Consider the following 16499-nt stretch of genomic DNA (forward strand, 5'->3'; position numbering starts at 1 on the left):
CCTCCCTCCTCCCCCCCCCCCCCCCCCCCCTCCCCCCACCCCCCCCCCCCCCCCCACCCCCCCCCCCCCCCCCCCCCCTCCCCCCCCCCCCCCCCGCTTCTCGTCGGTGCTGTGTTGCCGTCCGCGATCAGCGCGGCGGCTCCCGGGGACTTGGCCGCGGCGGTGGCGCACTCCTCGGCCCTGTTCTCGTATAGCTACGGCCGACGGACATGCGCTGTGTGACGGGGTGCCGGTAAGAACCGCGTCACCAGCCGCAAACGGCGGTGATCAGCCCTTGTACGGTGATCTTCCTGTGCTGGGCGGCTCGTACACTGACGAAGATGGACGACCACACGGCCATCGGGATCGGTGCACGTCCGGCGCCCGTCTTGCGGCAGTACGTCAACTCGTATGTCGGCTTCGACCTCCGCGGGCTCCCGACGGGGGTGCATTGCGGCCCGCCGAGCCGCGCGCTCACTGCGGTGATCAGCCTGTCAGATCCTTTGGAGGTGGCGGCGGGCGTTGACGACGGGTCACCGGTCACCCGATTCGGCAGCGTGGCCGGCGGTCTGATGTGCCGGTCCGTCGCGATTCACCACGACGGACGCCAGCAGGGTGTTCAGGTATCGCTGACACCGCTCGGGGCCCGGGCCATCTACGGCATGCCCGCCGCCGAGCTCGCCCACCGACTGGTCCCACTTGACGAGCTTCTCGGAGCGCTTGCCGTCGAGTTGGTCGACCGGCTCCGATCGGCGACAACATGGGCGGCGCGGTTCACCGCGCTGGACGAATTGCTCCTCCGAGCTGTCGGCCGTAACGCCTGCGGCGACCATGTGCGCTGGGTGCGCCCCGAGGTAGCCGAGGCATGGCGCCGCCTCGTCGCCGCGCGGGGTTGCGTCCAGGTTGGTGCGGTCGCCGCGGAACTCGGCTGGAGCCGTCGGTACCTCGCCGAGCGGTTTCGCGGTGAGGTGGGCCTGTCGCCGAAGACCTTCGCCCGAGTCTTGCGCTTCGAGCACGCGCACGAACTGGCGTCGGCGCAGGACCCGCTCCCGTGGGGCGATGTGGCAACCGTCTCTGGCTACGCCGACCAGGCCCATCTCGTTCGGGACTGGCGCGAGTTCACGGGCCGATCGCCGACGGCCTGGCGTCGCAGCGAAGTCCTCCTCGGAGCCGGGTAGCCGCCAACCGTCTGCCCGTCGCGTCGGCTTCTCTTCCCTTTTCTTCAAGACCGCCCGATCGCCGGCGTGGACGATCGTCGGCATGAGACTCGTCAACCACGAACGCAATGCCATGGACCTGCGGACCACCCCCGTGCACCTCGGACTGGGATCGAGAGCGAAACCCGTCGAGGGCTTCACCTGGGACCCGGAGGTGCTCCAGGCCTACAGCGCCGCGGTCGCGGCAGACGGCGCCGAGGGCCGGATGGTGATGATCTTCGACGGCGACGGGCTCGGCGACCATTGGGAGAGCCACCCTGCCGGCGACGAACTGGTCGTTTGCCTCAGCGGGTCCGTGACGGTCACCCGCGACGTGGACGGGGTCCCCGACCGTGTTCTGCTCGGGCCGGGCGAGGCCACCATCAACCCGGCCGGGGTATGGCACGTCGTCGACATGGAGGGGCCGACGTCCATCCTGGCCATCACTGCGACCCTCGGCACCGACCACCGTCCTCGGACCGACACCCGCCCGACCGAACGCGTCGGCACGCCCAGCCCGGAGGAAGCGCCGTGACGACACGCATCGCGTGCCTCGGCGACAGCCTCACCCGCGCGCAGTTCAGCGTCGACTACCTGGATCTTCTCGGACGCCGCCGCCCTCCCGGTGACGTGCAGCTTGCCCGTTTCGGCGCCAACGGCGACTTCGCCTACAACCTCTTGCAGCGCCTCGATACTGTCGTCACGAACCCACCCGATGTGATCACCGTGTTGATCGGGACCAACGACGCCCGAGCGAGCCTCGCCGGCTACCCCGTCGAGCAAGCCATGAAGCGCAAACAGCTCCCCGATCGCCCGTCGGCCGGCTGGTTCCAACAGTGCCTGGGAGCCGTCGTCGCACGGCTGCGAGCGGAGACCGACGCGACGATCGGTCTGCTGTCGCTACCGGTACTCGGCCAACAACTCGAAGGAGCAGCGGCACAGGCATCGCAGGCGTACAGCCGGATGATCGCCGAGGTCGCCGCCACCAACGAGGTGGCCTACCTTCCGCTGCACGAACGCCAGATCGAGGAACTGCGCCAAGCGGACCCGCCGCCGATTTCATACCGGGAGGTGACGCCCGCAGCGGTCGTCGGCGTCCTCGTCCAGCACGCAGTGCTGCGCCGCAGCCTCGACACGATCTCGCGGCGGCGAGGCCTCGTGCTCACGACCGACCACATCCACCAGAACAGTCGCGGCGCCACCCTTGTCGCTGAGGTCATCGACGCCGGTCTGCTGCCCCAGAGCGCGTAGCTGGTTCCAGCGCCCGGCCAGTCGGATGCCATCCACCACGCGGAGGTGGCATCCGATCCAGGCAGTCAACGCCTACGACATCCGGCTCGTCCGGCTGCGTGACCACCGCGAGGGCACCTGGGTCATGGTCCCGTGGCGGCTGCTGTCGTCGACCGCGACTCCATTCGGTGAGCCGGTGGCTCTGTCGATGACGAGCAGCAGCGTTTCTCGGGCGGTTCGGGAGGCACTGCCCGTGCTGGATGTCGATGGCTTCGGGCAGCAGTTCGGTGCCATCGGTTAGGACACCGTGTGCTGCTCGTCCGAAGCCCGGGACGAATGCGCCGGCTACGGGCGCAGCTTGCGGCCCCCGTCCCGCCGTATCGAGCGGCGGCCGTCAAGTGAGCGTCGCCCGGCGGGCGGATGTCAGGCGTCGAGCATGCGCTGGAGCAGGTCCCGCAGGGACAGCCGCTCCTCGTCGGAGAGGCCGGCCAGGGGCTCGCGGGCGAAGTCGAGGGAGTCGCGCAGACCGCGGGCGATCCGGCGGCCCTCCTCCGTGGGCGCCGCCAGCTTGACGCGCCGGTCCGCGGGGTCGGGCCGCCGCTCGACGAGACCCCGGGCCTCCAGCCGGTCCACGATCCCCGTCACGTTCGACGGCTCGCACCGCAGCCGCTGGGCCAGCCGCCGCATCGGCAGCGGCTCCAGCGTGAGCAGGCCGAGCAGCCGCGCCTGTGCGCCCGTGAGCGCGTGCTCGGCGGCCGCCTCCTCGTACTCCGCGTGATAGCGGGCCACCACACTGCCGATGAGGTCGACGACCTCGAGCGTCAGGGAGTCGGGGCGGGTCTTCTGCGGGGACATGGGCTCCAGGCTACCCGGTTACTTGACATTCTGAAATATTCAGGAGCATGGTTGTTTCAGGTAATGAAACATCCGTGGTGCGAGAGCCGCTCCGCAAGCCGTACAGGAAGGCGCCCCATGACCGACACGCCCCAGCTCCCCGCCGTCAGCCGTGAATGGCACCTCCTCAGCCGCCCGGTCGGCTGGCCCGAGCCCGGGGACTTCTCGCTCGTCGAGTCCGAGGTCCCGCAGCCGCGGGACGGCCAGGTCCTCGTGCGCAACAAGTACCTCTCCGTCGACCCGTACATGCGTGGCCGCATGAGCGACGCCAAGTCGTACGTCGCGCCCTTCGAGCTGGGCAAGGTCATGCAGGGCGGCGCGGTCGGCGAGGTCGTCGCCTCGAACGCCGAGGGCATCTCCGTCGGTGACCACGTGCTGCACTTCCTCGGCTGGCGCGAGTTCGCCGCCGTCGACGCCGCGCACGCCGTCAAGGTCGACCCGGAGGCCGCCCCGCTGAGCACGTATCTGGGCGTGCTCGGCATGACCGGCCTGACCGCGTACGCGGGCCTGCTGCGCACCGCCTCCTTCAAGGAGGGCGACTCCGTGTTCGTGTCCGGCGCCGCCGGTGCCGTCGGCAGCCAGGTCGGCCAGATCGCGAAGCTGAAGGGCGCCTCGCGCGTCATCGGCTCCGCCGGCTCGGACGAGAAGGTCAAGCTGCTGGTGGAGGAGTACGGCTTCGACGCCGCCTTCAACTACAAGAGCGGCCCGGTCAACGAGCAGCTGCGCCAGGCCGCCCCGGACGGCATCGACGTCTACTTCGACAACGTCGGCGGCGACCACCTGGAGGCCGCGATCGGCCGCCTCAACCGCGACGGCCGCATCGCCGTCTGCGGCATGATCTCGGTCTACAACAACACAGAGCCGGCGCCCGGCCCGCGCAACCTCGCCCGCCTCATCCAGACCCGGGGCCGCATCGAGGGCTTCCTCGTCGGCGACCACTACGACCTCCAGCCGCAGTTCGTCGAGGAGGTCGGCGCCTGGGTCCGCTCGGGTGAGCTGAAGCACCGCGAGACGGTCGTCGAGGGCATCGAGAACAACCTGGAGGCGTTCCTCGGCGTCCTGCGCGGCGACAACACCGGAAAGATGATCGTCAAGCTCTGAGCCCGGGGAGCCCGCGCGCCCATGGCGGTGCGGGACCTGTCGCCTGCCTTCCGGCATGCGGTAACTTCTTTCCGAAGTCGTCGCGATCGTGGGCGCGAGTCGCGGCGGACCAAGGAGGAGAGCACCGTATGTCCATCCAGCAGTCGGACGTCCTGTACACCGCCGTCGCCACCGCCGAGGGCGGGCGCGACGGCCGGGTCGCCACCGACGACGGCGCGCTCGACGTCGTCGTCAACCCGCCGAAGGAGATGGGCGGCAGCGGCGCCGGCACCAACCCGGAGCAGCTCTTCGCCGCCGGGTACAGCGCCTGCTTCCAGGGCGCGCTCGGCGTCGTCGCCCGCCAGCAGAAGGCCGACCTCACCGGCTCGACCGTCACCGCGAAGGTCGGCATAGGCAGGAACGAGGGCGGCTTCGGCCTCGTCGTCGAGATCTCCGCCTCGCTCCCGAACGTGGACGCGGACACGGCCAGGGCGCTTGTGGAGCAGGCCCACCAGGTGTGCCCGTACTCGAAGGCGACCCGGGGCGACATCACCGTGACGCTCGTCTGACGGCGCCCGTCACACATACGGAGGCCGCACCCCCGGCCGGGGTGCGGCCTCCGTCATGCCCGCCGCCTCAGGACACCGTCTCCGCGGCCCCGTCCGTAGCGCCCGGTAAGGTTCGGCCCATGGGTGATCTCGGGGCGGGCTTCAACTACTTGGCGCAGGGTCAGCGATGGGTCGCCAGGCACGGAAAACAGTACGGATTCGGACTGCTCCCCGGCCTGATCACCCTCGTGCTGTACGCGGCGGCCCTGACCGCCCTCGCCCTCTGGGGCCAGGACTTCACGACCTGGGCGACCCCGTTCGCGGACGACTGGAGCAGCCCCTGGCAGGGCCTCTTCCGCGGCTTCCTCACCGTCGTCCTCTTCGCCCTGGCCCTGGCCCTCTCCGTGCTCACGTTCACGGCGGTCACCCTGCTCGTCGGCCAGCCCTTCTACGAGTCCCTCTCGGAGCGGGTCGACCGGGACGTCTCCCCGGACGGCACCGCCCCCGAGTCGGGCCTGCCGCTCTGGCGCGAGCTGTGGATCTCGGGCCGGGACAGCCTCCGCATCCTCGTCCGGGCCCTCGTGTGGGGCGTCCTGCTCTTCGCCCTCGGTTTCGTCCCGGTGGCCGGCCAGACCGCGGTCCCGGTGATCGGGTTCTTCGTCACCGGGTTCTTCCTCACGGAGGAGCTCACCGGGGTGGCCCTCCAGCGCCGCCGCGTCGAGCTGCGGGACCGCCTCGCCCTGCTCCGCTCCCGCAAGGCCCTGGTCTGGGGCTTCGGCACCCCGCTCGCCGTCGCCTTCGTGGTCCCCTTCGTCGCCGTCTTCCTGATGCCGGGCGCGGTCGCGGGAGCCACGCTGATGGCCCGCGACCTGCTCGGCGAACGGTCCGGGGAGCCCGACGGCGAGGACGCCGACGCCGGCCGCGCCCGCCCGGGCGGCGGTCACCCCGGCACGCCGTACCCGGGTGACGGTCACCCCGGCACGCCGTACCCGGGCGGCGGTCACCCCGGCACGCCGTACCCGGGCGGCGGGAAGGGTGCCACCGCCTGACGGAGGTCTTCGCCGCGGGCCGGGTCTACTCCGCGTCGGCGGCCGTCCGCAGGATCGACCGGACCTGGGCGATGATGTCCAGCCGGTTCCGCACGAACCCGGGATCGGTGACCGCGCCGGCCGCCGGGTCCGTGTTGCCCGTGCCGAACTCCAGCACCGGCGTGTGCACATGGCCGCCCGGCAGCGAGGCGTGCAGCCCGAGCCGGTCGCGCAGCAGCGTCGCGCGGTAGGCGATCTCGTTGGAGAGGTAGTCGCCGCCGCCACCGGCCCGGGCCGCCGAGCCCGGCGTCGGACCGCCGGGCCGGACGACCGGCTCCGTGCCGCCCGCCGGTATCTCGGTCACCGAGGTGTTGTCGTACACCGGGAAACGTCCGGTGTCCGCGGCCACGATCGCCCGGTACGGCAGCGTCGTCGACGTCCACTGCGGCTGCGAGGCCGGGTCGGCGACCGGGACGGTCCCGGTGCGCGACACGTTCTCGTTGTCGGGGAAACCGCCCCGCCAGGCCCCGTTGGTCCGCTCCACGTCGAACCGCCCCACCCGGCCCTGGCTGACCGTCGCGAACAGGTCCACGCGGCCGAGCTGCGGGCGCAGCGTCCGCTCCACCGTCCCGTCGGCGAAGTCCTGCCAGCGGACGGGGAAGACCGCCGTCTCGACGCGGGCCGGGCCGTCCGCGGTCTCGATCGTCGTCCCGTCCAGGGCGAGCGCGCTCGCGCCCGAGGGATTGGAGATCCGGACGTCACGGTCCAGCGTGAACGGGTCGAACCCGGTGAGCAGGATCCGCTTCACGCCCCGGCCGTGCGGGTAGCGGACCGCGTTCTGCCCGCGCGAGCCTTCCTCCAGCCGGGCCGACAGCGAACGCCGTTGGCCGTCCGTGAGTGCGAACCGCGGCTCCCAGGTGCGGACTTCGCGGGTCATCCCGAGCCGCGCCCAGTACAGCGGGCGGTCGTCGTCCCGGCTCAGGTCGCCGCCCGCGGGGCCGCGCCCCTGGGCCCGGTCCACAGCCCGCCGCCACAGCCGTCCGGCCTCCCGTACGACGAGGCGCTCGGCCTGCGCGTACGAGCGCGCCGCGTCGAGGGACCGGCCGAAGCGCGGGGCCACGGTGTCGAATCCGGACCGCCGCAGGATCTCCCGGGGCGCCGCCCTGTCGAGCCGCTGCTCCTCGACGGTGGAGCCTCCCGCCGCCGTGCCGGGCGTGGCCGCCGTCGCGGCGGGCGTGGCCGCGAGCCCCGCCACCAGGGCAAGTCCGAGTACACCGATGCGAACGCGTGCGTGAGTCAAGGGAGTTCGTGCCTTCCGTCGCCGTGGGGTGCTCCGAACGGCCGCAGTATCGCGTGACGCACGGGGCGCACGCCACGGTGCGTGGCCCGGGTGGGCGGGGCCGCCGGTCCGTGGCGTCCTGTGAAGGGTTCGTACGGGGTTCCGGCAGGCCGTTCCCTCACCGGCCGTCGGATGCGCACGATCGTCGAGGCGTGACCGCGGGACGCCCCTCAGCAGCCCCGGCCCGGAACCTGACGGCCGGGCCGGGGCTCGTCACGTGTCGGCCGTCCGCGGCGCAAGGACGGGTCCTGGAGCGTGCACGGCCGGTGAAAACCCTGTGGAAGCGGTGTCGGTGGGGCCGCCTATGCTGCACCGGACGATCACGCGGGACCAGGGGAGGACACGGCATGTTGGGCAAGCTGTTCGGCAGGGACACGGAGAGACCGGCGGCCGATCCGCACGCGATTCCCGCCTCGCGCAGGCAGAAGAACGGGATGTACAAGCTGCGCGCGCTCGGGGACACCCGGGTCCTCGCCCTGGTCGAGGCGGCGGACGCCGGTGACTGGGAGGCGGTCAAGGCGGCACTGGTCCCCTTCGACCTCGGCCGCGACCACCAGGTCCTCGGCGAACTGGCCGACCTGGACGGGGTGCAGGACTGGATCGGGCGGGCCGTCGAGGAGGACAAGGAGCACCGGGCGACGGCGCTGCTGATATCCGGGACGCGCCACGTCAGCTGGGGCTGGGAGGCACGCACCGCCGAGCGCGCCGTGAACGTCACGCAGGAGCAGTGGCGCGTCTTCCGCGAGCGGCTCCGGATCGCCGAGGAACAGTTGTTGGAAACCGCCGAACTGCGGCCCGAATGGGTCACGCCGTGGCGCCGCCTGCTCACCTCCGGCCGCGGCATGTCGCTGGGATCCGCCGTCAACGAGGCCCGGCTCGACGCCGCCCTGCGCCGCGAGCCGCTGGACCTGGACGTCCACGTCGAGTGGGTGTCGCAGTTGCAGCCCCGCTGGGGCGGCGAGCCGGGCCAGGCCCTCACGTTCGCCCGCGACGCGCTCGCCCGCACCCCGCAGGGACACCGGCTCGGCTGCGTGGTCGCCATGGCGCACATCGAGGACTGGGTCGAGTCCGACCGCGAGGACTGTCTCGAGACCGCCGAGATCCAGGCCGAGCTGCGGAGCGCGGCCGACCACAGCATCCTGCACCCGGCGTACGCGCGCCGCCCCGGCTGGCAGCACGACTTCAACATGTTCGCCATGGCCCTGTCGCTGGCCGGTGAGCGCCACACCGTGCGGCGCGTCTTCCAGGCACTCGACGGCGCCTACACCACCTGGCCGTGGACCTACTTCGCGGACCCCGAGAAGCAGTTCGCCCGCCGCCACCGCCGCGCCTGAGCGCCCACGGCCCCGGCCGCCCCGCCGGAGCGCACACCGACCGGGCCCAGCCCGTCGCCGCGTGCCCGACCGGACGCCGGCCCCGGTACCGCCCCAGCCACGCGCCCGAGCGCACGGCGGACCACAATCCCGCCGTCGCCGCCGTGCCCGGGCGCCCCCCGTCCCGGCCCGCCCGCCACCGCCGTGCCCGAGCGCACGCCGGGACCGGGCCCCGCCATCCGTCACCCCTCCCACACCGGACTGCCCGATGACTCTGCCCGACACCGCCGCGAACCCGGCCGGCGCCGACCGCACCTTCCAGGTGGATCTGCGCGGCCTCGTCGACCTCCTCTCCCATCACCTCTACTCCAGCCCCCGCGTCTACCTGCGCGAACTCATGCAGAACGCGGTGGACGCGCTGACCGCCCGGCACCGCCTCGAACCGGACGCGGATGCCGGCGCCTTCGGCATCCGCCTGTACGCCGACGGCTCGGCGGTACGCGTCGAGGACGACGGCGTCGGACTCACCGAGGCCGACGTGCACACCTTCCTCGCCACCATCGGCCGCAGCAGCAAGCGCACCGACCTGATCGCCGAGCAACGCGGCGACTTCATCGGCCAGTTCGGCATCGGCCTGCTCTCCTGTTTCCTGGTCGCGGACGAGATCCACGTCCTGAGCCGCTCCGCCCGCACCCCGGACGCGGTCGCCGTGGAGTGGCGGGGACGCGGCGACGGCAGCTACACCGTCCGCACCCTGCCCGCCTCCGCCCGCCCCCGGCCCGGCACCACGGTCACGCTGACACCCCGCGCCGACGCGGGCGAGTGGACCCGGCCGACGCAGGTGCAGGCGCTGGCCCGGCACTTCGGCTCGCTGCTGCGCCACCCGGTGACCTTCGACGACGGCACCGGCGGCCCGCCCGCCCGGGTCAACCCCGCGCCCGCGCCCTGGGTGAGCAGGCATCCCACACCGGGCGCGCGTGCCCGCGCGCTGGCCGCGTACGGCGAGGAGGTCATCGGCTTCGCCCCGCTGGACACCATCGAGCTGGACCTGCCGGCCGTGGGTCTGAAGGGCATCGCCTGCGTCCTGCCCGAGGCGGTGCCCGCCGGACGCCGCCACGGCCACCGCGTGCACGTCAAGGGCATGCTGCTGTCCGAACAGGCCGAGGAGATCCTGCCCGAGTGGGCGTTCTTCGTGCGCTGCGTCGTCGACGCCGAGAGCCTGCGCCCGACGGCGTCCCGCGAGTCCCTGTACGAGGACGACACCCTGGCCGCCGTCCGCGACGCCCTCGCCGAGCGGCTGCGCGCGTGGATCGCCCGGGCCGCCGCCAACGACCCGGACCTGCTCGCCCGCTTTCTCCAGGTCCACCACCTGGCCGTGAAGTCGCTCGCGGTGCACGACGACGAGATCCTGCGGATGCTGCTGCCCTGGCTGCCGTTCGAGACCACCGACGGGCACGCCACCCTCGACGAGTTCGCGCGCACCCACCGCACCGTGCTCGTGACGTCGAGCGTGGAGGAGTTCCGCCAGGTCGCCGCGATCGCCTCGGCGGCTGGACTCGGCGTAGTCAACGGCGGCTACACCTACGACCGCGAACTCGTGCACCGGCTGCCCGAGATCAGGCCCGAAACCAGCGTCGCCGACCTCGACCCGGCGACCCTCACCGCCCATCTCGACCCCGTCGACCGGGAGACGGAACTGGCCGCCGCGGCCTACCTCGCCCTGGCCCGCGACGCCCTCGCCGTCTTCGACTGCGACGTCGCACTGCGCACCTTCCAGCCGGCCTCCGCCCCCGCCCTCCTCGTCGACAGCCGCGAGGCCCGGCACGAACGCACCCGCTCCCAGCTCGCCCGCGAGCAGGAGGGCGGCCTGTGGGGCGACATCCTCGGCGCCCTGCGCCAGGAGGCCCCGCGCGCCCAGCTGATCCTCAACCAGCTCAACCCGCTGGTCCGCACCGCCGTCACCATCGACGAGCCCGAGCTGGCCCGCACCAGCGCCGAAGCCCTCTACGGCCAGGCCGCACTGCTGTCCCGGCGCCCCCTCAGGCCCGCCGAATCGAGCCTGATCAACCGTTCCTTCCTCGACCTTCTCGCCCACGCCCTCCGCAAGGACAGCTGACGATGCCGACCGCACCCCATCCCCAGAACACCGACGAGCTGTACCAGGCGCTCCAGGACAACGACCGGCGCCCCTACGGCCGCACGCGCACCGTCACCGCCGAGGAACTCGTCGAGGCGGCCGAGCAGTTCGAGGATCCCCTCGCGCTCGTCCGGGCACTCCTCGAACTCCAGGAGGCGTACACCTACGGCTCCGAACCCCGGAAGTCGCCCGTCGTCTTCGCCCGCCTGCTCACCCTCTTCGACGAGCAGCCCGACGTCTTCGACGAACGCCTGCGCCACCTGCTGTTCTGGCGGTTCAAGTGGGTGGCCGGCGCCCTGCGCGCGCTGCCCGAGATACCGCTGGCCAGCCTGCGCCAGTGGCTGACGGAGATGCGCGACCGGTACGAGAAGGCCGGCCTCGACCTCCAGCCCTACTACGGACAGGCGTACCTGCTCGCCGCGCACCTCGGCGAGGGCATCACCCCCGCCTACGAACTGTGGGCGGCCCGCGCCCGCTCCAGGCTCAGCGACTGCGAGGCCTGCGAGATCTGCGACCGTGCCCGGTACCACCTCCAGGCGGGCGACGACGAGCGCGCGCTGCGCACCTGGGAGCCCGTCCTCGCCGGAAAGGAATCCTGCCAGGAGGAGCCGGCCCGCTCCGTCTCGTACGCCCTGCTGCCCCTGCTGCGCACCGGCCGCACCGACCGGGCCGTCGCCCTGCACGTCGCCGGCTACCGCAGCTGCCGCCGCAACCCCTCGATGTCCGGCGAGATCGGCCGGCACCTGGAGTTCTGCGCGCTGACCGGCAACGAGGCACGCGGCCTGGAACTCCTCGCCGAGAACCGGAACCTGTTCGGCGAGGTGGACTCGCCGCTGGACCTGTTCGACTTCCTCACCGGCGTCGAGGTCCTCCTCCAGCGCGTCGAACTCCTCGGCCACGGCGAGCTGCCCGCCGCCGGCTACGCGGGCCGCACCTGGACCGTGACCGGCCTGCGCGCCGAGGTCCGCGGGCGCGCCGACGACCTCGCCGCCCGCTTCGACGCCCGCAACGGCACCACCGCCCACACCGACCGCCGCCGGGCCCGCCTCGACCGCGCCCCGCTGCTGGACGCACTGGAACTGACCCTGCGCACCCGCAGCCTCGACGAGGTGGCCGCCCCCGTCGCCGCGCCCCCCGCCCGCCCGGTCGCAGGCGTCCCCGAGTCGCTGCCCGAACTCATCCTCCGGGCACGGGCGCTGGACGAGCAGGGGCACCCCGACGCGCAGGCCTGCTGGGCCCGGCTGCGCACGCTCGCGGCGGCCCGCGACTACACCCACCCCGACGACCCCGCGGTGGGCCCGCTGGTACGGCTGCGCGCGGACCTGCTCGCCGACGAGGCGAACCGGGCGGGCAACAAGGACGACTTCACCGTCTCCGTCGCCCTCCACGAGGAGGCCGCGGGCCTGTACGAAGACGCCGGGCAGCCGGGTCACGCGGCGCTCGCCCGCGCCTGCGCCCTGCTCGCCGCCGCCGAGCTCCCCGCGAAGAGCGACGACGCGGCCGGGGGCGACGACGCGGCCGGGGGGAAGGCCGCGGCGCTGACCGCCGCCCACGCGTCCCTGGTCCGCCTGCACGAGGAGACGGCCGGTCTCGCCCCGCACCAGGAGGCCCGGCTGCTGCGGCTGCGGGCGACCGCGCTCGGCCTGCGGCTGCAGGCGTCGGGGCAGGAGGAGCACGTCGCGCCGGTCCACGCCGAGGTGGACCTGCTGGAGGCGTTCGCCGCCCGGCACGACATCGCCGCGCAGATCTCCGGCGCGCAGATGCTGCGGGCCAGCACCCACGCGATCCGCGGCGACCTGCCCGCCGCCGTCACCGCACTCGACGCCCTCCTGCACCGGCTGAGGGACCACGGCCCCGCCTGGCACCTGCCCCGCACGCTCGCCCTGCGAGGCCGGCTCCGGCTCGGCCTCCAGGACCCGCGGGCGGCGCACGACGACCTGGCCGAGGGCCTGCGACTGGCCGTCGACTGGCCCGCCGACGTGGCCGGCACCGCCCGCCTCCACGCGGATCTGGCCGAGGTCTGCATGCACCTGGGCCGTCCCGACGAGGCGCTGCGGCACCTGACGCGCTCCGCCGAGCTCGACCTTCGCGGCGGCAGCCGGACCGACGCGTTCTGCACCTACAGCAACGCCGCCCAGCTCAGCCTCGACCTCGGCCGGGTCGAGGACTGCATCGCCCTGCTCGACTCCCTGCTGGCCGAACCGGACGTCACCGCCGGCAGGCTGGACGACCGGCTCGCCGCCCAGCTGCGGCTGACCCGCGCCCGCGCGCTGCACGCGGGGGAGGACCTCAAGGCTGCCACGGCGGAGTTCGTCGCCCTCGCGGCGGAGTCGGCCGCCTGGGACGACGACCCGGGCAGCCACGCCATGATCGCCGCCGAGACGGCCGTCCTGCTCGGCGAGTGCGGGGAGTTCGGACGCGCCCGCGAGGCCATGGACCAGGCACTCGCCGCCCACGCCCGGGACCCGCGTCACGAGCAGCTCAGCAACTGCCTGCGCGAACTCGCCCGTCACCAGGCGCAGCAGCAGGGCCCCGACGGCCTGGCCGGCGCCCTCGCCCTGCTGGCCGACGCGGGCCGCGTCGCCGACGAGGCCCGCGCCGCCGGGTACGAGGCCCACGGCCGCTCCCTGGACAGCGCCCTGGCCTACGAACACGGGCGGGTCAACGCCTACGCCGGTGAGTACGAGGACGCCCTGGCCGCCCTGGAGCGTGCTCTCGCCCTGGTCGGCGAGCCGGGCCCCGAGCAGGACCGGGCCGGCGAGTGGGCCGAGTGCGTCCGTCTCGCGGGTGCCGTGGAGGGCATCTACCTGGAGCGCACCGTTCCCGCCCTCGCCCGCCTCGACGCGGCGGTGTCCCGCCTGACCGCCCTCGGGCACACCGCCGAGAGCGAGCCGCTGAGCTCGCTTGCGGCCCGGCTGCGCGACGAGGAGTGATCCGGGCGCGGTGCCGGGGCGACACCCCGCCCCGGCACCGCCCGCCTTTCTAGTCCCGCACGGAGAACCGGTACACCGTCTCCGACCGGTACACCTGGCCCGGCCGCAGCTCCGTGCTGGGGAACTCGGGCCGGTTGGGGGAGTCCGGGAAGTGCTGGGTCTCCAGCGCGATGCCGTCGCCCGGTGCGAAGGGCAGCGAGGCGTCGAGGTGGTCCGCCGTGTAGAGCTGGAGCCCGGGCTCCGTGGTCGCCACGGACAACAGCCGCCCAGACAGCGGGTCGTACAGCTCGGCCACCTCCACCGGCGTCTCGCTCTCGCCCTTGTCGAGTACGAAGTTGTGGTCGTAGCCGGCGCCGACCTTGCGCGCCGCACGGAAGTCGAAGCGCGTCCCGTCCACCGGCGCGAACTCCCCGGTCGGGATCAGGTCCGCGTCCACCGGCGTCAACCGCGAGGCGTCGAGGCGCAGTTCGTGCCCGCCCGCGTTCCCCGAACCGGTCAGGTTCCAGTACGTGTGGTTCGTCAGGTTCACCACGGTCGGGGCGTCCGTGACCGCTTCGTAGGCGATCCGCAGCGCGCCGTCCTCGTCCAGCGTGCAGGTCGCCGACAGCTCGAGACGGCCGGGGAAGCCCTCCTCGCCGTCCGGGCTCACCCGGGACAGGCGCACCCCGTGCGCCACCGCCCGCGCGTCCCACACCCGCTTGTCGAAGCCGTGCTCACCGCCGTGCAGCGAGTTGGGCCCGTTGTTCCGCGCCAGTTGGTGGGTCCGCCCGTCGAGCGGGAAACTGCCGCCCGCGATCCGGTTCGCGTACCGCCCGACCAGCGCCCCGAAGTAGGGCTCCGGGTGGGCCACGTAGCCGCCGAGTTCCGGGAACCCCAGGACCACGTCCACGGTCCGCCCGTCCCGGTCCGGGACCTCGGCCGACTGCACGATTCCGCCGTACGTCAGGACGCGCACCCGCACTCCCGAGCGCTCCAGCGTCCAGCGGTGGACCGGAGTGCCGTCGGGGAGGGTGCCGAAGAGTTCGCTAGGCATGATCGAGACCCTACGCCGCGGACGAGCCCGGCACCCGCCCGCGTACGCCGTCCGTCACGCGGCCGGCTTCTTCGCCGTCACCGTCCGGTACGCGATCTCCGCGATCCGCGCCTGGCCGTCGCGGCTCGGGTGGAACCAGTCCCAGTGGCTCAACTGCGCCGTACCGAAGCGGTAGTCGAAGACCGCGCCCCCGTCGAAGCGGCACCGCCGGTCCTTGGCGCAGACCTCCTCCAGGACCGTGTTGTACGCCTCCACCCGGTTCTGGACCTTGGCGCGCCGCTGGGTCGCCGCCGCGTCCAGGGCGTCCGCGTCCCCCAGCATCGAGGGGCAGATGCCCAGCTTCCAGACCTGTTTGCCCAGCGCGTTGCCGCGGCCCTGGGACCACAGCCGCTTCAGGTCCGGCACGCTCGACACGTACACCTGGGCCCTGGGCAGGGACGCGCGCAGCGTCCGGATCGCGTCCTGGAACTCGGCCCGGAAGTCCGCCACCGGCGTCATCGCCGAGACGCTCGCGCGGCAGGCGTCGTTGGCGCCCGCCATCACCGTCACCAGTTCCGGCTTCCGCTCCGCCGCCCGGACCATCTGCGCCGGCAGGTCCGCCATCCGCGCTCCGGTCACCGCGTAGTTCCAGCTCCGGCCGGCGGCCCCGGCCCTGCCCAGCAGCCGTACCGCGAGGCTGTTCACCCGGGTGTCGCTGCCGGTCGCCCACGACACCTCCGGGCAGTCGGACAGCACCGAACACGCGTCGAAGCCGCGCGTGATGGAGTCGCCCACCGCGACCAGGGACGCCGGGCTGCGGTCCCACGCGGGGGTCGGCTTCGGGGACGGGCGGCCCTTCGCGGAGGCACCCCCGGGGGCCGCCGCGTCGCCACCGGAGGCGTCGCAGCCCGCGACGGCCAGGACGGTCGCCGCCGCGACGGCGAGGACGGCCCGTGAACGGTGGCTTCGCTCGCGCATCCCCAGTTCCCCTCGTTCGTCGTGCACCCTCGGTCGGCATCGCGTCCCCGTGAGCGGCCGTGCCCCGTCCCGGGCGGCCCGTGACCCCGCGGCCGGGACAGCGGCACGCGTCCCGGCGGGTGAAACCTCGGTGTTTCTCCGCGCTGGGACCGACGGTACGTCACACTCCTTGCGCCGCCGCACGGTAGCCTCGCCCCGTGGCCGCCCTGCCACTGCCGTTCCGCCAAGTTACAAGATGTCCCGCTCTGCCCGGAGGTCCCGGTGACGACACGTGGAGTTCTGTACGTGCACTCCGCGCCGCGCGCGCTGTGCCCGCACGTCGAGTGGGCAGTCGCGGGCGTGCTCGGTACGCGCGTCAGCCTCGACTGGATCCGGCAGCCGGCCGCGCCCGGCACCTGGCGGTCCGAGTTCTCCTGGAAGGCCGAGGCGGGCACCGCCTCCCAGCTCGCCTCCGCGCTGCGCGGCTGGCATCTGCTGCGCTTCGAGGTCACCGCCGAGCCCTGCCCCACCGCCGAGGGCGAGCGCTACAGCTGCACCCCCGACCTGGGCATCTTCCACGCCGTCACCGGCATCCACGGCGACATCCTGATCCCCGAGGACCGGCTGCGCGCCGCGCTGGTCCGCTCCCAGCGCGGCGAGACCGAGCTGGAGGGCGAACTCGCCAAGCTCCTCGGCAAGCCCTGGGACGACGAGCTGGAGCCCTTCAGGTACGCCGGCGAGGGTGCCCCCGTCCGCTGGCTCCACCAGGTCGTCTGACGCACCGTCACGGACACGGGAGGGGGGACCCCCCCCCACGGGGGTCCCCCCCCCCTGTTCGCACCCCACACGCGCT

Annotated in this window: 15 protein-coding genes; 11 read left to right on the forward strand and 4 right to left on the reverse strand. The window is 73.3% G+C overall.

Translation table 11 applies throughout. The features are described 5' to 3' along the window. Window positions 1-320: 320 nt before the first annotated feature. The 4 genes from AC069T_RS29280 to AC069T_RS29295 all read left to right on the forward strand — a co-directional run bounded on the left by AC069T_RS29280 (window position 321) and on the right by AC069T_RS29295 (window position 2706). Window positions 321-1157, forward strand: a complete 837-nt coding sequence (locus tag AC069T_RS29280) for an AraC family transcriptional regulator (RefSeq protein WP_478785613.1) — start codon at window positions 321-323, stop codon at window positions 1155-1157. 82 nt (window positions 1158-1239) lie between these two features. Further along, window positions 1240-1710, forward strand: coding sequence for a cupin domain-containing protein (locus tag AC069T_RS29285; RefSeq protein ID WP_351267672.1), 471 nt, complete (start codon window positions 1240-1242; stop codon window positions 1708-1710). Then, a complete protein-coding gene (locus tag AC069T_RS29290; RefSeq protein WP_478785614.1) occupies window positions 1707-2426 on the forward strand; it encodes an SGNH/GDSL hydrolase family protein in 720 nt (239 codons plus the stop codon). The genes AC069T_RS29285 and AC069T_RS29290 overlap by 4 nt, the downstream gene beginning before the upstream one ends. A gap of 25 nt (window positions 2427-2451) precedes the next feature. Then, window positions 2452-2706, forward strand: coding sequence for a hypothetical protein (locus AC069T_RS29295; RefSeq protein ID WP_478785615.1), 255 nt, complete (start codon window positions 2452-2454; stop codon window positions 2704-2706). A gap of 122 nt (window positions 2707-2828) precedes the next feature. Here the strand turns inward: AC069T_RS29295 and AC069T_RS29300 are convergent, their stop codons facing one another. After that, window positions 2829-3260 carry a MarR family winged helix-turn-helix transcriptional regulator gene (locus AC069T_RS29300; RefSeq protein ID WP_478785616.1) on the reverse strand — a complete coding sequence of 144 codons (432 nt, stop codon included), beginning with the start codon at window positions 3258-3260 and terminating at the stop codon, window positions 2829-2831. Between the two features lie 117 nt (window positions 3261-3377). Between AC069T_RS29300 and AC069T_RS29305 the strand changes: the two genes are divergently transcribed. The 3 genes from AC069T_RS29305 (at window position 3378) to AC069T_RS29315 (ending at window position 5976) form a co-directional block, all read left to right on the forward strand. Continuing rightward, entirely contained in the window at window positions 3378-4400 is a 1023-nt protein-coding gene (locus tag AC069T_RS29305; RefSeq protein ID WP_358855728.1) for an NADP-dependent oxidoreductase, read from the forward strand. A gap of 128 nt (window positions 4401-4528) precedes the next feature. Beyond that, window positions 4529-4948 carry an organic hydroperoxide resistance protein gene (locus AC069T_RS29310; RefSeq protein ID WP_478785617.1) on the forward strand — a complete coding sequence of 140 codons (420 nt, stop codon included), beginning with the start codon at window positions 4529-4531 and terminating at the stop codon, window positions 4946-4948. A 119-nt stretch (window positions 4949-5067) separates the two neighbouring features. Then, the gene (locus tag AC069T_RS29315; protein WP_478785618.1) at window positions 5068-5976 is read left to right on the forward strand and encodes an EI24 domain-containing protein; all 909 of its coding nucleotides are present in this window, start codon (window positions 5068-5070) and stop codon (window positions 5974-5976) included. Window positions 5977-6001: 25 nt separating this feature from the next. Here AC069T_RS29315 and AC069T_RS29320 read toward each other — a convergent pair whose 3' ends face one another. Then, window positions 6002-7255, reverse strand: coding sequence for a pyroglutamyl-peptidase I (locus AC069T_RS29320; RefSeq protein ID WP_478785619.1), 1254 nt, complete (start codon window positions 7253-7255; stop codon window positions 6002-6004). A 386-nt stretch (window positions 7256-7641) separates the two neighbouring features. Here AC069T_RS29320 and AC069T_RS29325 point away from each other — a divergent pair, with 386 nt between their 5' ends. From AC069T_RS29325 to AC069T_RS29335, 3 genes are all read left to right on the forward strand, one after another. After that, complete coding sequence (locus AC069T_RS29325) at window positions 7642-8628, forward strand: hypothetical protein (protein ID WP_478785620.1); 987 nt, start codon at window positions 7642-7644, stop codon at window positions 8626-8628. Between the two features lie 247 nt (window positions 8629-8875). Further along, window positions 8876-10723 carry an HSP90 family protein gene (locus AC069T_RS29330; protein ID WP_478785621.1) on the forward strand — a complete coding sequence of 616 codons (1848 nt, stop codon included), beginning with the start codon at window positions 8876-8878 and terminating at the stop codon, window positions 10721-10723. 2 nt (window positions 10724-10725) lie between these two features. Further along, window positions 10726-13677: a hypothetical protein gene (locus tag AC069T_RS29335; protein WP_478785622.1), complete on the forward strand. Its 2952-nt coding sequence runs from the start codon at window positions 10726-10728 to the stop codon at window positions 13675-13677. Between the two features lie 49 nt (window positions 13678-13726). On the opposite strand, the gene AC069T_RS29340 is transcribed toward AC069T_RS29335, so the two are convergent. Together AC069T_RS29340 and AC069T_RS29345 are read right to left on the reverse strand one after the other, a co-directional pair. Further along, the gene (locus tag AC069T_RS29340; protein WP_478785623.1) at window positions 13727-14710 is read right to left on the reverse strand and encodes an aldose epimerase family protein; all 984 of its coding nucleotides are present in this window, start codon (window positions 14708-14710) and stop codon (window positions 13727-13729) included. Between the two features lie 54 nt (window positions 14711-14764). Next, window positions 14765-15667 (reverse strand): SGNH/GDSL hydrolase family protein, encoded by a 903-nt coding sequence (locus AC069T_RS29345; RefSeq protein ID WP_478785624.1) that lies wholly within the window; start codon window positions 15665-15667, stop codon window positions 14765-14767. A gap of 261 nt (window positions 15668-15928) precedes the next feature. Here AC069T_RS29345 and AC069T_RS29350 point away from each other — a divergent pair, with 261 nt between their 5' ends. Then, complete coding sequence (locus AC069T_RS29350) at window positions 15929-16423, forward strand: DUF3145 domain-containing protein (RefSeq protein ID WP_478785625.1); 495 nt, start codon at window positions 15929-15931, stop codon at window positions 16421-16423. Window positions 16424-16499: the final 76 nt, after the last annotated feature.

It is taken from the genome of Streptomyces sp. NPDC043867 (genome assembly GCF_056435845.1).